Below are 19,556 nucleotides of genomic sequence, written 5' to 3' on the forward strand. Positions count from 1 at the left end.
TTTAATAATTTCTTTCTATAATAAAAATGTTTTTTGTTTTAAAAAGTCCATTACTTTTCATCAAAAGTCGGAATGCGAATAATAGTTAATGAATTCCCAGGAAAAGTTCGGTTTAAAACCGTACCCGATAATTTTACCATTTCGGTCTTTGGCAAAACTTTAGTAGGTTCTTCAAGTGAATTTTCATCCAATGGACTTTTAGAAGTTAGAAAAATAACTTTCGCTCTATTCGAAAGATTTTTTGCACCCTTTAGTTCAATTTTGGTTTTTACAGGATTATTGGCAGTATTGACTACTTTTACAATAATATCACCCGATCTTTCGTCATACGATGCACTCGCACATAGACTCTTTGTATTCGCTTGTATATCGGATAATTCCTGAACAAGTTTTCCATCGAGGTAACCTTTTGCAGTATTTCCTTGGATTTCTATTCTTACATCATACCATCGATTCGGTTCAATAGTGCCATTAATACTTTTTGAGTAGATTCCTATTTCCATGTAGTGAACTGAGTTATTCCAACCGCCTAAATCCCAGCGTAACCTTTCTGTATTGCTCCTGTTACGAAAATAAATCTGGAAACCATTTTCCCCATACAATTTGCGCGCTTTCAGTGTAACCGTGTAATCGCTCCAGTTTGTATCGCCAACAAAAGCAGTAACGTGAGGAGCAATGGCTGATTGTCGCAATACACCATTTTGAACCGACCATTCTCCTCTTCCGGTTTTTCTCCATTCATCGATGTCTGAGAAGTCAGTTTCAAACAATAACTTTCCGTCAGGAGTCCAAACTTTGAGATCCTTAAATTCTGCCGCATTATTCCATGTGCCCAGTCCAATACATCCTTTTGAGTGAGGCGGCTCAAGCGCTGGTGCATCCTCGATAGTTACCGGAAGTAAAGTCGTGCCCTGATTATTGGCAAACATTTGTTGAACATAATAGCTTGGAAGTCCATACCAACGATAGCTATCGAAATTAATTAAATTGATTGGCCACGATTTGTGATTCACATTGCAGAAAAGGGGAGCATACGATGCCATGACCACTACATCTGAATTGCGCTCCATTCCGATCATAAAAGCAGCTTCACCGATAGCACCTCGAAGGTTGCCATTTCCAGTATTTTGTGTCACTGCATATTCACCAACAAAAATTTTTGGCCCTTTTCTGTCATAGCTATCATATCGATTTGCATTCCATATGAACCAGTCGGGATTACTGTAATAGTGCTCGTCAACTATGTCAGGCACTGGATCGGTTGGATGGCTTCCTGCCCACTCGTTGGCTATGATTTGGATCTCAGGATATTTCTCACGAATCGCTTTTACAAAAAGCGCCCATCGTTCAGCATAAGGTTCCTGCCCATTCTCATTTCCGATTTCAATAAATTTTAGATTGAACGGTTCAGGATGTCCATTCTTTGCACGCAAACTTCCCCAAACTGAAGTGATTGGCCCATTGGCATATTCAATCGCATCCAGTGCATCCTGTATCCATTGTCCCATTTGATCCATAGGAACAATTTCTTTGTGAGATATACCTGCATTAATGCAAAATACAGGCTCAGCACCAAGATCCTCTGCCAATTGCAAATATTCATGGAACCCCAAACCATTCGTTGCATTGTAGCCCCACAAATTCCATAGGGAACTGCGCGTATCAATATTGCCTATTGTATGTTTCCAGTTGTTCATGTGCAGGAAATCATCGCCTTCCACCCAGCAACCTCCAGGGAAACGTAAAAATCCAGGCTTCAACGCATTCAATGCTTCCGCAAGGTCAATGCGCAATCCATGATTCTTCCAAGTTTTATCTGGCATCAAAGAAATCATGTCCAAATAGAGCTTGCCAGTTGCCTGCGATGAAATCTCTAAATGGGCTTTTGGATCGGTTTTCGATGGGATTAATTTGAGTGAATAGTACTTCCAATTCTCATCAAAACCTTCTATTTCCCCCAAAGCCAACACACTTCCATCTTGAGCTACAATTCGAACAATGAGTGAACCCTGGAAATTATCAGGTGAACGAGCAGACAACTTAAATGTGTAGCTATCACCTTTAATCAGGTTCATTCCCCAATAACCTTCGTTCTTTAATGTAAAGGATCCATTTGCTTTAATAAGGAGTGATTTTCGATTAAATGGATTAAGTGGTGGAACGGGTGGTCTTGCCTGAACATTTGCGGTAATAACAGAAGCTGTACTTTTTCCATCGACACTTTCGAACTTCCAGAACTGAAGCGTGTCTGCATCTTCGAAAGACCGATTCCGAACCATCTCAGGATAAAGCCCCCCATCAGCAGAAAGATTGATGTCTTCAAAGAAAATTCCAAACAAAGTAGGAGGAATACGATGACCTGGCTTATCGACTTCTACAATGATTTTGGGTTCTTTTGCATTAATTATTTGTGTACTAGAAAAAAATATGATTGAAAATAAAACCAAAAATACCATTGAATGTTTTTTTCCGTTCATTGTTCGCTCCTTTTTAAGATAAAGAATATTATCAAGACCTGTTTCATAAAATATTATTCTATTTCTTCAAAAACCATTTTGTCTACATTAAAGTAATCGCCATCAAAAACGAGCCTGAGCACATGTTCTCCGGCATCGAGTTTTACTTCCTTCCTTATTACCTCCCACTTCTGAAATCCTGATGTGTTGGGAATTGAAAAAGTGCCTGTGATGTCTTTCCCAGCGCATTCAAGATGCATCTTTCCACTGTCAAAAGCGGATGCCACATAGAATGAAACCTGATAGGTTGCTGATTTTTGAACAGTGACTGTGTACGATAAAAACTCTCCTTTGCTTATCCACCCAACATTGTAACCACCCTCGGAGCATTTTTCGATATCAACACCTTCTTTGAATCGATACTCCCCACCTTCGTTTGCATCATTTTTATCGTAGTAAGCATCCCCTGGACAACCAGTATCAAAATCTTCTGCTTCAATCATACCTGGAATTGTGTGTTGTTTAAACGGCTCTTGTTTTTGCTCACATACTTCCAGCAGCTTCCAACCAAAAAAGGAACCATCTTTTGAATCAAGTAAGTTTGCTTCTCCTCCATCCACTACGGAAGCTTTAACGGATAGCATCAGATTTGGAAATTTTTTATTTGTAATTTTCAGCAGCTCATGATACGAGTGGTCGATCTTCCAGAGCTGATTGTCTTTGCCTGTAAAATCGGAAATCATCAGCTGTTTGCCATCTGCAGCGCACTGGAGTACTTTATTTTTTTCTGCCCGATTTGAAATTTTATAGATGCCCTTTCCGACTGATTCTAATTTCCATTGGTTTGCAGTATTTTTTCTTTGTGTTGTAAGTTTGAGTTCTGAACCAAGCACTAAACTTCCTGCGTTGCTTTGAGGAATGAGATAATAATGAGGTGTACAATCAAACTCGGCATATTTATCAAGCGGAGGGATTTGACCTTCGAAGTTGAATTTTATGACATAGGCGAGTTCATCGAACCAATTTTCTGGCAAATCGATTATCAGTCCATCCGGGGTTTGCCTAAATTGTAATGGAATGTATTTATTCTCTTCACTCTGCAACATGACAACTGACTTTAAATTTTTGAGGTTAATCCTATCCGAACCCAAGAGAGCGAGCTTTATTTGCTTCTGGTTTTTCTCCCAGCCTAGGAGAATGGCATAAAGTGTTGTGTGATCCTTTGAGCGGGTATAACGAATGTCTTGTGCTGTTCCTTGGGCTGGAGCTAAAAATACCCCATGAGCAGCTCCCATTTTTGTGGGACCTTCGCCATACATCTCCCATGCACGCGTGGAGTAAATTGCTTCGCCGTATTTTTTTAACCAATTCCCAATGGTCAAGAGTATATCCTTTTGTTCCTGAGGTATAGTGCCATCTGCTTTGGGTGAAATATTGAGGATTAGATTTCCATTTTTGCTCACTTTATCGATAAGTGAATGAAGAATTTGTTTGGCTGAGTAATACGTCAATCCTTCAGTATAGCACCAGCTCGAAGCGCTGATGGCATCATCAGAAAGCCAGTAGTAATCGGTAAGATCACGTGGACCTCCTCGCTCGTAATCTAATAACGCGCACTTTGTATTTAAGCCATCTTTAAATGTAGCAACCACTTGCTTGTTCCATTCGATAGCTTTGTTGTAGTAATAGGATAAAAATTCCAAAAGAATAGGCTGGGAAATCACATGCAAATTAAAGTCCTGATAAAGAATATCCGGCTTATAATTGTCGATAATCTCTTTGTGTTTTGCTAACCATAAAGCTTCGTTTTTTTCTTTGCCCTGCTGTCCGTAGAGTATTTGAAGCTTGGGGTCGTCTGTTTTAGGAACAGGATCGTAGTAACCTGTTATGTTATAAGCATGATGCATAGAAAGGAACAGTTTCATGTTTCTTTTACGGATAGCTTCTGCCAGGAGTTCTACCAAATCGAGTTTTGGACCCATCTCTTTTGCGTTCCAGGGATTCACGTTGCTTGCCCACATGGAAAAGCCATCGTGGTGTTCAGCTACGGGCCCGGCAAATTTGGCACCAGCATCGGCAAATAATTGTGCCCATTCTTCTGGATCGAAATTGCCACCTTCTGATTTCAGTTTCGGTGCAAATTGAACAAAATTGCCCTGTTTATCTTTTGCTCCCAAAATAAAGTAATGATATGGCCACTCGCTAATATCACCGTACTTTTCTTTATGATGTTTATTTTCGGCAGAGCCTTGAATATACATACTTCTTGGATACCATTCATTTGCAAAGGCTGGCACTGAATAAACACCCCAATGAAAATAAATGCCAAACTTTGCATCTTTGAACCATTCGGGAACTGGATTTACTTTCTCTAACGATTCGAATGTTGGCTGATAATACCAAGTTGTATTAACAAATTGATTCGATGGTTGAGAAACAAGATGGACATAAAAAAGAAGTAGGAGAGAACAAAGTTTCTTTGTTTTCTTCATGTGCTTTCTCCAAATTAAAAAAGATAACTAAGAATATTATTTAATTGCATTCATTTTCAGAGTAATGTTATGGTTATAACTTCAATATTCAATGCATTGCTCTGTCCAAGTCGGTCCATTGATGTAGAACATACCATTCTTGTAATGCAAAGGTTCGATTCCCATTTGAGGGACTAGCTTTTTCCATGACTCTGGTTCATAAAGAGTTGAATCGCTCAGATCATTACAAATAGTATAATGGCACGAAATCCATTGTTTGCCATCTGGACCTTCAAATATGGCAATATGTCCGGCTTCGCAATAAGGATCTTCGCTATCCTGAAACTGTAAATGATCATAACCTCCTTGTTTGGCTAATTCTGGCCTAAAGTTCTTTTTCCTTGCACCAAATATTGGTTCACGTGTAGCAAATTCCCATGGGCCTAAAGGTGATTTTGCTTTCAACAACCCTACTTCATATCCCCGCGTCCATGAGGAAAAAAACATAAAGTAAGTGCTGTCTTTCTTTACTACAAACGGGGCTTCAATACCGCCAATAAGCCAATCAGGATTCCCTGGGCTTCTTTTATCTAAAAATTTTTGAATGGGAGTGATCAGTTTACCATTTTCTAAATCTATTTCTGCCTGAAATAACCCATTTCCACTGCAATATAAATATGTTCTTCCGTCTTCGTCTTCAAATAAAGTAGCATCGTTATTATATTGTTGTGTAAGAGGTCCATTAACAAGTTTATACGGCCCTGTTATACTATCGGAGGAAAAAAGCCAGATGCTATGTGTATTCATTCCGCTGGGATCTTCAGGAGTAACTTTCCCACTATTTACGGTTAGCCAGTATTTATTTTTCATGAAATGAATTTCAGGCGCCCAGAATCTGCCGTTGTATGGACAATCGGCAGGAAGTTTGGAAGCATCAATAATCCACGAATGATGTTTCCAATGGATTAAATCATCGGATACCAATAAGCGTACTCCTGGATTGGGACCTGTCCATACGGGATGAGAAGTGCCTGTACAGTACCATTTGCTTCCAACTTTAATAATAAAATAGTCTCTCATGGAAAGTGATGTATCTCTTGTTATCGGATTCGTATAACAAAACACTTTCTTCTCTGACCTGATCTCGTCAGGTTGAGCAACACATAATTGCAAGAAGCCATACCACAGAATTAGAAATGAGAAAATACGTTTACATTTCATTTATGGTCTCTCCATTTATTCAAAACGCAACCAGTCAACTTCAACTTTTTTATTTTCGTCTGATGTCACAATGATATTGTGAATACCTGGTTGAACTTCGATCAAATTTGATTTAACAACCTGCCATCTTTTTCCTGGCGGTATAGCAATTTTTGCTATCGGCTGATTCTTTTGACTATCTAATCGTATTTCCACAAGTCCACCTTTTTCTGAATATGCATTTACAACAACATTGCTCAAATCCGCTTTTCCGAAATCCACAGCGTTATATTGAACCCACGCGCCTTCCTTGGAAAAAATTGTTTTCCATCCATGGAAAGTATTTGTCGTATCAATAAAATCAATCGTCACACCTTCATTGCTTATTTGGCTGTAACGATCAATTTCTATTTTCTTTGTTGCATCAGTGATTCCAACACCTCTATAGGTTGGTTTCACTTTGCATATTGTTCCATCCTCGTTAAAAAAAAGGCTATCAATACAAGCAGATCTGTTTTTATCGAAGTGTGGGGAAAGATAACTCTGATGATAGAACAAATACCACTGACCTTTATATTCAATAATAGAATGATGATTTGTCCAGCACGTAGGTGATTCGTCCATAATCACTCCAGTCATCGTGAAAGGTCCCATTGGATGGGGTCCCATTGCATATTCAAGTCGCTCCCTATCATTTTCCACGTGGGGGAAAGTCAGGTAATAAATTCCATTTCTCTCGAAAACCCACGGACCTTCTTTTAGTCCTTTTTCAGGCAAGTTTGCTATGATCTGAGGTTCAGAATCAAGTTCTATCATATTCTCTTTCAATTTTGCAACGAAGATGTGCCTCAATGACCAATAGAGATATGCCTGTCCATCTTTGTCGATGAAAACATTCGGATCAATTCCTCTGACTCCTTTGATGGGTTCTGGTAGGGGCGTGTAAGGTCCTTCTGGTTTATCTGCTATTGCTACACCAATTGAAAAAAGCCTTCTCCCTACTGAGTCTGGCTTATTACAAATTGCCGGAAAATAAAAATAATATTTCCCATTTCGTTCGATACAGTCAGGTGCCCACATACTGTACGTATTGGTATCAACCCATGGCACGTCGTATTGCGATAGTATTTTCCCGTGATCTATCCAATCCACAAGATTCTCTGATGAGAAAACATGATAATCCTCCATGCAAAACCAATCTTTGCGGAGATTTTTCCCTTCGGGCACAGGGATGTCATGAGAAGGGAACACATACACCCTGCCATTGAAAATTCTTGCAGATGGATCAGCAGTAAATTGGTTATGAATGATTGGATTTTGGGCCTCACTTGGAACAACAAATAAATGCAAAAGAGAAATTAAAGAAAAAATGTATTTTAACCAATTTTTCTGGTTTTCTAAATTAATTTTTATTTTCGACTTGATTTTCATTTTCTGGATTTTGTTAATTGAATTTAACGATTAGCTTTTTATAATGTCAACAATTTCTTTTTTACTTTCTTTGAAAACTCTCTTTACAAATTCAAAAGTAGCGAGGCTATCTCTATTTAAATGCAAACTAAAGATTGCCTCGCCGTCATATCCCCAACAGCAAATATGTGATTCTTTCAACGAGCACACCTTTTTACATTTTTAACTTAGTCCTTAAACAACAGCATTGCAAACTCACGCAGGCTTCTTCGCCATGTTAAAAATTCATGCGCTGTATTGGGCGAAATATAAAGCACGCAATTAATACCAGCCTTCTTTAAATCTTCAACATTTTCCCGGGGATCGCCTCCAGTCAATTCTCTTCCTCGCTGTACCATCCAATCAATTTCTTTACTACCATAGCTTACAAAAACAAGTTTCACTTTATCTTTGAAACCGGGAACGCTATTGACATCATTCATCGATATGGAGGCACCACTAAACAGGCCGATGTATGAAAATTTATCGATATTGGCTAATGTAATCATTTTTGTTTCCATACTCCCCATAGATAAACCAGCCATTGCACGGTGTTTTCGGTCAGAAAGTGTACGGAAATTTTCGTCAATATACGGAATAAGTTCATCCACAAGAACTGTCTGGAATGGCTTTATGTCGAACTTCCGGAGCTCACCAAACTTGACTTCATTGGTCATTCCGTACGTCATCACAATGATAAACGGCTTTACCTTACCTTCAGCAATCAAGTTATCCATGATGAGATTGGCGTGTCCTTGATTCCACCATGCAGTTTCGTCCTCGCCCCAACCGTGCTGTAGATAAAGCACAGGATAACGTTTTTTTGTATTTTTGTCATAATCTGGTGGAGTGTAAACAAAAGCACGACGAATGCTGTTCGTACTCTTGGATGGAAAAAGAACCTGCTGAACACGACCATGCGGAACATCTTTAAGTGCATAAAAATCCTGATCGAAAGCAGGCACCTCAATTCCACTCTCCCATCTACAGGAACCGTAAAAATTCAATGTTCCAGGATCATTGAATGTCCCACCATCAACTATAAGACGGTAGTAGTGGAATCCTTCATCCAACGGTTCGGCGGTCGTACCAATCCAAAAGCCATCTTCGGTTTTTGTGAGAGTTGTACCTTCACGTCCACCTAAACTCACCTTAACACTTTGGGCCTGTGGTGCGTAAATTCGAAACCGGGCATAGCCTTGCGAATTTACTTGTGGATATTCTTGACCTGGTTGATTCAACACTGAAGGTTTAAAATCTTCTTTAATTGTGACTTGTAACGTCTGCGATAGACACGGTGAAATTGCTCCAACCAACGTCAATATTACTATAAAAATATGATACCGTTTCATTCTTCGATCTCCTTGTCTGAATTAATGCTGTTAAAATTATCCTTAGTCCTTGAACAAAAGCTGTGCAAATTGATAGAAACTCCTTCGCCATGTATGCCACTCATGATGTGTATTTGGTGAAACATAAAAATGCGCATTCATACCTGCCTTTTTGATTGCCTCAATATGTTCTTTAGGATCTCCACCAAAATTGAATCTTCTACTTTCCAATTCTTTACTGCCATAACCCACAAATACAAGTTTTATTTTCTCTTTAAAAGTTGGATTGTTGTTTATATCCTCAAGACTAATACTGCCACCGCTAAAGATACCGACATAGGAAAATACTTCGGGATGTGCAAGAGTAATAACTCGGGTTTGCATGCCACCCATAGACAATCCCGCCATGGCTCGATACTTTGCATCAGCCAAGGTACGATAATTTGCATCAATCATTGGGATAATATCGTTCAGTAACGTATTCATGAAATTGTCTGCCCAGCCTTTTGGTGGCCATGGACCGCTCGGACGTTCTCCGGGCTTTGGCCTTGGAACTCCTTCTGGCCAGGTCCACGTTCCATTGTCCATCACAATAATGAAGGGCACTGCTTTACCTTCCGCAATTAAGTTATCCATGATAAGGTTCACTTTCCCTTGATTGGACCAGCCTGTCTCATCTTCTCCACCTCCATGTTGGAGATAAAGAACAGGATACCGTTTGGTTAGATCTTTGTCATAGTCAGGTGGTGTGTAAACAAAACAACGCCGAATGGTATTATTAACCTTTGAATAATACAAATGCTGACGCACTTCGCCGTGCGGAACATTTTTCAGTGCATAGAAATCTTGATCTTTGGCTGGTACTTCAATACCACTGCCCCATCGACTTGCTCCGTAAAAGTACAAGCTATTTGGATCGGGCACCGCTGCTCCGTCTATCCAGAGCTGGTAATAATGAAAACCTTCATCCTGCGGATCTGATTCACCCGTCCAAACACCGCTTGTATCTTTTACCAAATCGTATTTCACAGCGCTTATGTCCAATTGAACTCGTTTTGCCTCAGGAGCTGAGATCCTAACACGCACCCGTCCTTCAGAATTCACCTGCGGATACTCTCTACCTGGTTGATTCGTCGATGCAGGTTTGAAATCCTCAATTACCGTTTTACTCGTCTGCGCAAAACAGACACCACTGATTAAAGAAGCAACCAGCCACACAATACATCGTTTGTACCTCATGTAAATTCCTCCTTGCAATTATTTATGTTTGTTGTGAATTATATTGTTGAATATCTATCAAAAATAGATCTTCTCTTTTTTCCCTTTATACACAATTTGTTTATCTGTATGAATTGCTTCTTCACACCCGATTCCATGTCCTGGTGATACAAGTATAATTCTAAAAGTCCTTGTTTTAATCATTCCCGGGAAAGAACCTTTTCTATCATGGATGATTAAACTCTTTTCTCTATCATTCCATTGAAATCTAATCTCCGAATATAATCCTTTTTCGTAGTTGTAATTATTGCCTTCATCCTCATACAACGTGAACTCACCATCTGCCCCTCGGTAAATACGGATTTCAAGAGTATCCCATTTTTTCTCAGTAGCATATTGAACATTGGGCCCAATAGGTAAAATAGTACCGGCTTTTACATATAATGGGATAATATCAATTGGTGTTTCTTTTGCAACAGTCTGTCCACCTTGAAATCTATCGCCTGTCCAGAAATCGTACCAAACTACACCTTGTGGCAAATAAAGCTTCTTTGATTTGACATTGGCAAAATCCTCATTCGAATACATCGGTTCTGTGACAGGACAGACAAGGACTGACTTTCCAAACATATATTCATCGTTAATATCGAGCACCTTTGGATCATCTGGGAAATCCAGCATCAGGGCGCGCATCATGGTTGAATAGTTTGCTGTCACATCCCATGCAGTCGAATAAATGTAAGGCAAGAACCGATATCTCAACTGAATAAACTTCTCAATTGCATCGTAAATAGGTTCGCCTTTTTTGCCAAACTGATAAATTTCGCGTGGTGCATCAGTACCATGCGAACGCATCATTGGACAGAGAGCCCCAAATTGCAACCAGCGAACATACAGCTCACGATAGTTAGGATCCTCCAGTTTCTTCGGAAAATTCCAGAGGAAGAAGCCACCGATGTCGGAATTCCAGTAAGGGATGCCCGACAGTGAAAAATTCAAGCCAGCGGGAATCTGAGCTCGCAATGCCTCCCAAGAGGCAATCACATCACCAGACCACACAACTGAACCGTAACGCTGTTGACCAGCAAACGCAGAACGTGTCAAAATGAAAACACGCTTTTCCTGAGTTTCTGTTCTTTGATGTTCATAGATGCCACGAACCGACATCAAAGGAAAAGCATTACGGACTTTTCTGAATGATCCTAAGAACGTTTTATTATCTAAATCGCTCTCTTTGTATTGAAGATGATCAGGCTCTGAGGAATCAAGCCACCAACCATCTATGCCGAGCGAAAATAGTCCGCTTTTTAGGTATTTCCAGAATATATCACGAGCCTGCGGATTAAACGGATCATACACTCTGACTCCTGAGGGATAATCAAGTCGTGGAGGCCATTTATCCGAACCAGATTCAGGCCAGGTAATAAAATCCATTAAAGCATTTATTTCGCTTAATTCTTTATACTGTTTTGTATGCGGACCGAATGAATTCCAGATAGAAATAATGATATGAGCATTCATTCTGTGAATGTCGTCAACCATTTTTTGCGGATCGTAAAATTCAGCGTTTAAAAATTCCATGGCGTTCCAGAGATAATTATTCCCCCAGTATTGCCAATCTTGAATAATACCGTCAAGTGGGACACCTAACTCACGGTATTTTTTAACAACACCTACAATTTCATCCTGACTCTTGTAGCGTTCCTTGCTCTGCCAGTAACCGAAAGTCCAGAGCGGAAACATCGGCGCTTTGCCTGTCAGTTCACGCATTTGCGCAATCACACCATCTGCATTACCTCCATACATAAAGTAATAATCGATACATTCGCCCACCTCTGAAGCAAACAGAGTTTCATTTAGCGTATCGGAAAATATTGTTGGCGAATAATTATCCCAGAACAAACCATATCCTTTGCTAGATACAAAAAACGGAACATAATCGTCTGTGTTTCCCTGTATCATGCGTAATCTGATGTTACGGCGATTGAGCTTGCCATCCTGCTGTTGACCCAGTCCATAAATCGCTTCGTTATTTTCCAGGACAAAAGATTGAGATACACTATAGGTTTTATTCCCTGCATCATTAAAATCCGTAAATGTTGCACTTCTCGATTTTTCAGATAAAAGCAATTTACCACTTACTCCATAAAAGGAAACACTTCCATCAAGAAGATCAAGACAAACCTGAATGGTTTTGGTTTTTACGGTTAACTTATAATCAGATTCCTCCTTAGTAAATGGAACTTTTCTAGGAATCGCAATAACTGAAAGACTTTTCTTTTGAAATTTGTGTCCTGTAGGATATTTTATCATCCTGACTGTGGATGGATTATAAAATTGAATTTCAATTTCAATCGAATCAACAACTGCCTTTATACCAAGTTCTGTTTCTCGATACGATTGAGCATTCAAGTTAATGAAAAAGGCAAAACTGATTACAAGGCATATAAAAAATCTTATTTTCATATACTCTCCTACCTATTTAAATTAGGTTTAAACACTTCTTAACATTATTCTAAATTGCGTATTCATTTCTATGCCTAATTCCTTATCACTTGAGCAAAACAAGTTTCTTCGTTTCGACACAGGATCCAGTTTCCAAACGGAAAAAATAGGTTCCGCTTGAAAGATTTCCTGGATTCCACTGACGCGTATAAGTGCCCGGGCCCAGCTCCTCAGAAACGAGTTTGGCAATTTCTCGGCCTAAAGAATCAAACACGGTTAAAGTAACAAACGATTTCTTCGGAAGCGTGAAAGTAATTGTTGTTGTTGAGTTAAATGGATTCGGGTAATTCTGAGAAACAGAAAACTTTATCTCATCTTTTTTATCTATTTTACCTACCTGTGTAACTTCCAATTGCTGGAGGAAAAAATCTGTCATCATTTTAAAGTACTTATCCTCAAATACGCCGGGACCATGTTGACCACCTGGAACCAGAACAAACTGGCTTGGTACCCCAGCATTCTGAAGCGCACGAAAAAGCATCACGCTCTGACAATACGAAACCAACGGATCTTTATCGCCATGAAAGATAAGGAAAGGCGGATCATTGGCATCGACATAGGTAATTGGATTCGCCAGTGTTGCTTTCTCTTTATTCTCCTGAACCGGCCCGCCAATGAGAACTGCTTCGGGTGCAGTAGCAGAATTATGATCTATCATGCTGGATGTTTCACAAGAATCCATCTTCAACAAATCCGTAGGACCAAACCAATCGACAACAGCATCCACTGAACTCGAGTATGATGTATGCTGACCAACATTACCTTCGATGTCCATTGTCACAGAGCCTATAGTATATTCTTTGACTCCTCTGGAAGTCCCTGCCAAAGCAGCAAGATGTCCGCCCGATGAAAAGCCAGTGATTCCAATAAATGATGTATCAAGCTGATATTGGCTTGCATTTGCTCTGATGAATCGAATCACAGCTTTAATATCATGAATTTGTGCTGGATATTTTGCATCGTAGCTCGAACGATGATTTGGGGTAACCACAGCAAAACCTGCATCGAGCAACGCTTTCCCCAACGTTGAAAAAGCAGATTCTTTCAAATTATTCCCGAACCATGCACTTCCATAAATGGCAACCACAACCGGATAGGCTGATTTTTCAACTTGTGGAAGATAGATATCTAGTCTGTGATAGACCATCGCATCGCCAGCATAATTTATATCCTTCCAGCTTTTCGAATAGGATTGGCTAAATGAATTAAACGAGCCAAGAAGCAAAGCAATAGTTAAGCTAATGTACTTCATTATTGACTTCCTTTTTCTGAATGTTATACACAAAATCAAACATCCTCTTCAATTTTTTTCGATTCCATTCTGGACACCAATTTAGCTATCATATTCCATATTCTAAAAAGTTTGAATCACAAATCCGCCGTAAGGGTGAAACTTTATTTTTAAAGGTTTCGATAGATTCACATTTTTCTTCACAAAACGGTTTCCATCTTCAGAATCTGTAATCATAAAACCTTTTGACTTTTTGCCAAGGAATGAAACATTCAGATCAACAACACGTTCGGAGTTTTCACCGTTAATTCCAGCAATGTACCACGTATCTCCTTTCTTTCTTGCCAGTACCACAAACTTGCCCGGATATCCATCGATAAATTTCACATCGTCCCATACGTTCGGGACAGTGCGTATGAATTCTATAACAAAATCCTCCTGCTTTGCCATTCCATCCGGTGTTTCAGCTATGTGCTGTATACCCGATGTATACAAAACAGAGAGAGCTATTTCAAAACCTCCTGTGGTTCTGCGCTGGATATTCGGAATGCCTGAGAAATTCACTGGCGTAAAATCCATCGGGTCGAAAAGATTTCGGGTAAACGGAATTACTGTGCAATGCCACGGCTGATTATCTGCAAAGTACTGTCCGAACGTCACATACTCTTCACCTCTTATTCCTTCCATACTCACCAAATTAGGATAGGTTCTGTGCCATCCTCTGGGATAGTTGCACCCGTGGAAATTTACCGCAAGTTTAAATTTTGCAGCATCTTTTAATATATCGATGTAATATTTCATCATCGATTGTCCGTCGCCGCCGAAGAAATCGACTTTTATGCCTGCAATTCCCATCTCTTTCAATTTCTGAAACTCAGCGTATCTCTGTTCTTGAGTAAGCAACTTGTCGCGTGGCGTAAGTGTTGTTGAATTCCAGTCGCCAGATGAGTTATACCACAACAAAATTTTCACATTTTTCGTCCTTGCATAATCTGCGAGTTCCTTTATTTTTTCATAGCCAATTTGTTTGTCCCAGAATGCGTCAATGAGGCAATATCTCCAGTTCATGGAAGAAGCAAAATCAATGTATCGGCGTTGAGCGCTGTACACAGTGGAATCATCTTTCAGAATCACCCAGCTCCACGAAGCAATGCCAGGCTCGAGCCACGAGGAAACATCATACTGAGCAGGATTTGCTAAATCTGTTCCTAAGGTTGATTCAACCAACCCAGCCAAATTCTCCGCAAGAGCAATAATACGCCATGGCGTATACCACGGCAACTTGGATTCTGGCAAATAGGGTTCGCCGGACCTGCATTCCTGTGGTTGAGGAAATTGAATCGTATACTCACCGTCTGGAGAAAATTGACTCAAGCGTGAGCCGCAATAATTCGTATCTACAGCTGTTTCTGTGATACACATCCAGAACTTACCATAATGAAAAAGTGCCGGCATGACCCATCCAGCTTGATACGGCGCGATTGTACCTACTGGGATATTTATTTGGTAATATTCTTCATACGATGGCTGCGTAAAACACCAACCTGTACGAGCATCTGGACAGGGCTGGAGAAAAGCTTTTGTCGAAAGATCAAAGTGAAAGGATGTAAGCTCTTTAAATACCTTGACTACCGTATCGCTCTTTTCAGGGAAATAATATCTAAAAGCAACCCCATCATTAGAAACCTGAAAGATAATTTCAATTCGTTTTGAATCCTTGTTCTTCAAATAAAACGTCCGCTTGTTTGCAACGTAACTGCATTGCCGTCTCTTCCCGTGGTGCAATGTGTAATTATCAGAAACAGTCATTTCATTTGAGACGGAATCAAGGGAAAGGCTTCTTGAAAAATCCCCATCATTCCTGACAATACCTAATTTTGATTCTTTCAAAAATAGAGATCCTGAGTGAGAAACAGAATAAACAGGCTCACCTTGCGGAGTGAGCCAGAATGCAACGGATATTTTTTTATCCGGGCTTTTCACAGTGTAAGGTTCTGAGTACAAATTTCTACTTGAGCATAAAATTATCGGAATTACAAGCACCCATTTTATATGTCTTCCTATCATTTTATTCTCCCTTATTTAAAAATTAATTGCGCAAAATTATAAAGATTATTTCTCCACACAGGCCAGGTATGTCCACCTGGATATTCGCTGTACTGATATGCTATGCCTAGCTCATCAAATTTTTTGAGCATCATCTGGCAATTTTGCCATGCGATGTCTTCTTTGCCACCCATTCCAATCCAGAGCAGTCTCAGGTTGGATTTAATTTTCTCCTTATTATTCGCAATATACTTGTATTGTCGATCGGCAAGATCCTTTTGCATTGGCATAATCCAGCCAGAGCTGAATACGCCAAGATAAGCAAACATATCGGTATTTCGCATACCAGCGTATAGAGTTTGAATTCCTCCCATGGATAAACCTGCCAGGGCTCTGTATCTTGCTCCACTTTTCACTCTGTAATTTTTTTCAACAAAATGAATGACACTTTCTTTTAACTCAGTTTCGAAAAGTCTCAATCCATCTTCTCCAAATGCCCGTATCGGCATATTGCCATCCACCATCACAATGATCATTGGAACTGTCTTCTTTTCGGCAATGAGATTGTCTATAATCAAATCAGTTTTTCCTTGTTGAGCCCATCCTCGCTGGTCTTCTCCACCACCATGAAGAATGTACAACACAGGGTATTTTTCTTTGGTATTCTGATCATATCCAGGAGGAGCATACAAATAAAAGCTTCGCCAGGAACGAGTCAATTTCGAATAGTACCTTTTTATTCGAATGTCACCGTGCGGAACATCTTTTACTTCGCAGTAGTCCCAATTTTTATAAGGTACTTCAATTCCGCTTGCCATGCGTCCCATGCCGTAGAACGCCTCACTTGAAGGATCACAAACAGCTACTCCATCGATGATTATTGAATAGTAATGAAATCCTTCAGAGAGAGAGTCGGTAGTTACTTCCCAAGTGCCATCACTATTTTTTATCATATCGTATTTGTGCCCTAAATCAAGTTGTACTTTCTGTGCTTCAGGAGCTTTTATACTGAAAGTAGCTTTCCCTGATGAAGATACACTTGGATATTTAGCCCAGCGAACCGTTGTCTCAGCTGGTTGTGTCATTTCCTGTGCATTGACAAATGGTGTAAGAAAGCATAGGACTATATATAAAAAGATTTTTTTCATCAACAATAGACTTACTTAATATTAAACTTAATTCTTTTGATATGTATTTGATAAATCAATGAGTTTATATACTATCGGTTTTGGCTGATTATTCCTGTCGAAAAGCAGTGGGTAGTCGGTACGTCCTCTGACAGGGAAATTGTTCTTCCATGAATATGCATCGTTGACTCCCCACAGAGTTACACGAGTAATGTAGTCATCGTATTTTAAAAACAGTTTAAAAAAGTCGAGATAACGGTTTTCAAACGCAATGCGTACTGAATCAGGTAATCCCTTAGTGAATGGATTAAACTTTTCTTGATAGACAACATTGGTAGCTATGTCGGCACCCCGGCCCCATTCAGGAGTTGGGAGCACACTAATATCCATTTCTGTTATCATCACTTTAACTCCTAGCGATGCGTACGCCTGAATGGCTTTTTCATAGTCATCAAGATTAGGGTAATCGAGCGCCGAATGACACTGTAAACCAATGGCATCGACTCTTATACCTTGATCTAATAATTTTTTAATCATTCGAACTATTCCGTCTCTTTTCGCAGGTATAGCTTCTGAATAATCGTTATAGTAAAGTTCACAATCAGGGTCAGCTTCGTGGGCATATTGGAAAGCATATTTAATGTAATCTTCTCCAAGTATTTGATAAAACTTGCTTTTTCTGAACGAGCCGTCATCTTCAATAGCTTCGTTAACAACATCCCAGCCTTTAATTTTCCCTTTATAACGTCCTACTACAGTATAGATATGTTTTTTCATACGTTCTTTCAGTACTTCCGGAGTAACATCTTTTCCCAAACTATCGGTAAAGAACCAGCGAGGTGCTTGTGAATGCCAAATAAGGCAGTGTCCCGTTATGTGCATGTTATTTTTTATTCCAAATTCAACAAATTTATCGGCAAGAGTAAAGTCGAAAACTCCTTCCTGTGGTTGCAGAGGACCGCTCTTCATGCAATTTTCGGCTACAATTGCGTTAAAGTGTTCTTTGATGACCCTCACCGACGCCGTATCTTGTTCAGTAATCTGAAATGTATTCATGGCGGTGCCAATGAAAAATTTTCCAGCAAAAGCATCCTTTAGCGTTTGAGATTTCTTCGATGTAGATTTTGGTTTGAAAAGTAATTGAACAAATTGATATAGGCTTTCTTTCCAAACATTGAAATCGTGATTTCCATCCGGAATGATATAATAAAAATGTGGAATTTGTTTTGATTGAGCGTATTCATGAGTTCTTTGACTAAATGGTAACAAGTTGTCTTTATCACCACACGAAATGAAGAGCAACTTTATTTGATGTTTAGCTTTTTCTATGTCGGGGAAAAGCTCTTCAGGTTTTTTTGTATTTGGTGCTGATGAGAAACCACCAATCCATGCAAACTTATCAAGATTGCCCAACCCAAAATTGAGCGATTGACCTCCACCCATAGATAGTCCAGCAATTGCACGATGCTCACGATCTAAAATCACTGGAAACGTTCTTTCTATGAATGGGATTAAATCGTTGAGCAAATCTTTTTCGAAATTGGCAAATGCTTGAACCTTAACGCTATCAAAAATATTCCCGGTGGCTCGATCATCTTTCATGGCTCTACCATTGGGCATCACGACAATCATCGGTTCCATTTTTTTGTCTGCATATAGATTATCGAATATGACTTGCGGTTGAGCACCTTTCAGCCATTCCGTTTCATCTCCTCCAATACCATGCAATAGGTAAAGGACAGGGTATTTTTTATCATTTGAGTAATCGGGAGGAGTATAAACAATTGCCCTTCGTGTAGTTCCAACGGTTTTTGATTCGTAGTAAATAGTGTCTATTTTACCGTGTGGGATATCTTTCCTTTCACTGTCATAACCTGTAGGAGGAGCTTGTCTTTCTAAATTTTGAGCATTAGAAATAATATTGAAAATTATAAAAGCACAAATAAGAACAAACTGTTTCATAAATCACCCTTTGTTTTTTAACAATTCCAGGGATGGATAAATTATTAAAAATATATTGCTAATGCAGAATACTTAAATCGCAATACGGAAATCTTAAATATTACTTATACTTTTTATAAATATTCACTCAAAATTTCTACAAAATGTTATTACATCATAGTATACTAATGTTGAATTAGTGTTAACATTATTTTCAAAAACAATAATTATATTTATTTAATTATAACAGAAATTAACATGACCTTTTTCAATTCAATAGCCTTTGTTACATTAAACTATCAGTCTTGAGTGAACATTATAAATTATCATTAATATTGTGTTAGTACTTGCCTAAGTATTAAAAACCCTTAAAATAAATTTAGAATTATATTTACTTCGTATATTTTACAAAGCTAATTTTTATATCTTTTATAATTTCTTGTTTTAACTGAAAAAATTTTGCCCACATTTTATATGAATATTTTTCATGCATGAACTCAATTTACATTATATTAATATAAAGAAAGAATAAAATGATGTGTAACCATACATTGTCAAAAACAAACCAGATAGCGACAATT

The 19,556-nt window shown here is 39.0% G+C and carries 10 protein-coding genes and 1 pseudogene; all 11 read right to left on the bottom strand.

The annotated features are described in order from the left end of the window. Nucleotides 1-50: 50 nt before the first annotated feature. The 11 genes and pseudogenes from VJY32_RS02330 to VJY32_RS02380 all read right to left on the bottom strand — a co-directional run bounded on the left by VJY32_RS02330 (nt 51) and on the right by VJY32_RS02380 (nt 18,996). Nucleotides 51-2,477 carry an alpha-L-arabinofuranosidase family protein gene (locus tag VJY32_RS02330; protein ID WP_353676265.1) on the bottom strand — a complete coding sequence of 809 codons (2,427 nt, stop codon included), beginning with the start codon at nt 2,475-2,477 and terminating at the stop codon, nt 51-53. A 53-nt stretch (nt 2,478-2,530) separates the two neighbouring features. Beyond that, entirely contained in the window at nt 2,531-4,948 is a 2,418-nt protein-coding gene (locus VJY32_RS02335; RefSeq protein WP_353676266.1) for an alpha-L-fucosidase, read from the bottom strand. Between the two features lie 81 nt (nt 4,949-5,029). Next, on the bottom strand, nt 5,030-6,148 hold the full coding sequence (locus VJY32_RS02340; RefSeq protein WP_353676267.1) for a glycoside hydrolase family 43 protein: 1,119 nt from the start codon (nt 6,146-6,148) through the stop codon (nt 5,030-5,032). Nucleotides 6,149-6,163: 15 nt separating this feature from the next. Next, entirely contained in the window at nt 6,164-7,558 is a 1,395-nt protein-coding gene (locus VJY32_RS02345) for a family 43 glycosylhydrolase (protein ID WP_353676268.1), read from the bottom strand. Between the two features lie 206 nt (nt 7,559-7,764). Next, the gene (locus VJY32_RS02350) at nt 7,765-8,928 is read right to left on the bottom strand and encodes an alpha/beta hydrolase-fold protein (protein ID WP_353676269.1); all 1,164 of its coding nucleotides are present in this window, start codon (nt 8,926-8,928) and stop codon (nt 7,765-7,767) included. A gap of 42 nt (nt 8,929-8,970) precedes the next feature. Continuing rightward, complete coding sequence (locus tag VJY32_RS02355) at nt 8,971-10,146, bottom strand: alpha/beta hydrolase (RefSeq protein ID WP_353676270.1); 1,176 nt, start codon at nt 10,144-10,146, stop codon at nt 8,971-8,973. Between the two features lie 57 nt (nt 10,147-10,203). After that, nucleotides 10,204-12,591, bottom strand: coding sequence for a glycoside hydrolase family 31 protein (locus tag VJY32_RS02360; RefSeq protein WP_353676271.1), 2,388 nt, complete (start codon nt 12,589-12,591; stop codon nt 10,204-10,206). Between the two features lie 85 nt (nt 12,592-12,676). Next, complete coding sequence (locus tag VJY32_RS02365; RefSeq protein ID WP_353676272.1) at nt 12,677-13,882, bottom strand: prolyl oligopeptidase family serine peptidase; 1,206 nt, start codon at nt 13,880-13,882, stop codon at nt 12,677-12,679. Between the two features lie 102 nt (nt 13,883-13,984). Then, nucleotides 13,985-15,928, bottom strand: coding sequence for a glycoside hydrolase family 97 protein (locus VJY32_RS02370; protein ID WP_353676273.1), 1,944 nt, complete (start codon nt 15,926-15,928; stop codon nt 13,985-13,987). 11 nt (nt 15,929-15,939) lie between these two features. After that, nucleotides 15,940-17,010: pseudogene (locus VJY32_RS02375) on the bottom strand (alpha/beta hydrolase-fold protein); the annotation flags it as partial. Between the two features lie 72 nt (nt 17,011-17,082). Continuing rightward, the gene (locus VJY32_RS02380) at nt 17,083-18,996 is read right to left on the bottom strand and encodes an endo-1,4-beta-xylanase (RefSeq protein ID WP_353676274.1); all 1,914 of its coding nucleotides are present in this window, start codon (nt 18,994-18,996) and stop codon (nt 17,083-17,085) included. Between the last annotated feature and the right edge of the window lie 560 nt (nt 18,997-19,556).

Source organism: Rosettibacter primus (assembly GCF_036860675.1).
Taxonomy (GTDB): Bacteria; Bacteroidota; Ignavibacteria; order Ignavibacteriales; family Melioribacteraceae; genus Rosettibacter; species Rosettibacter primus.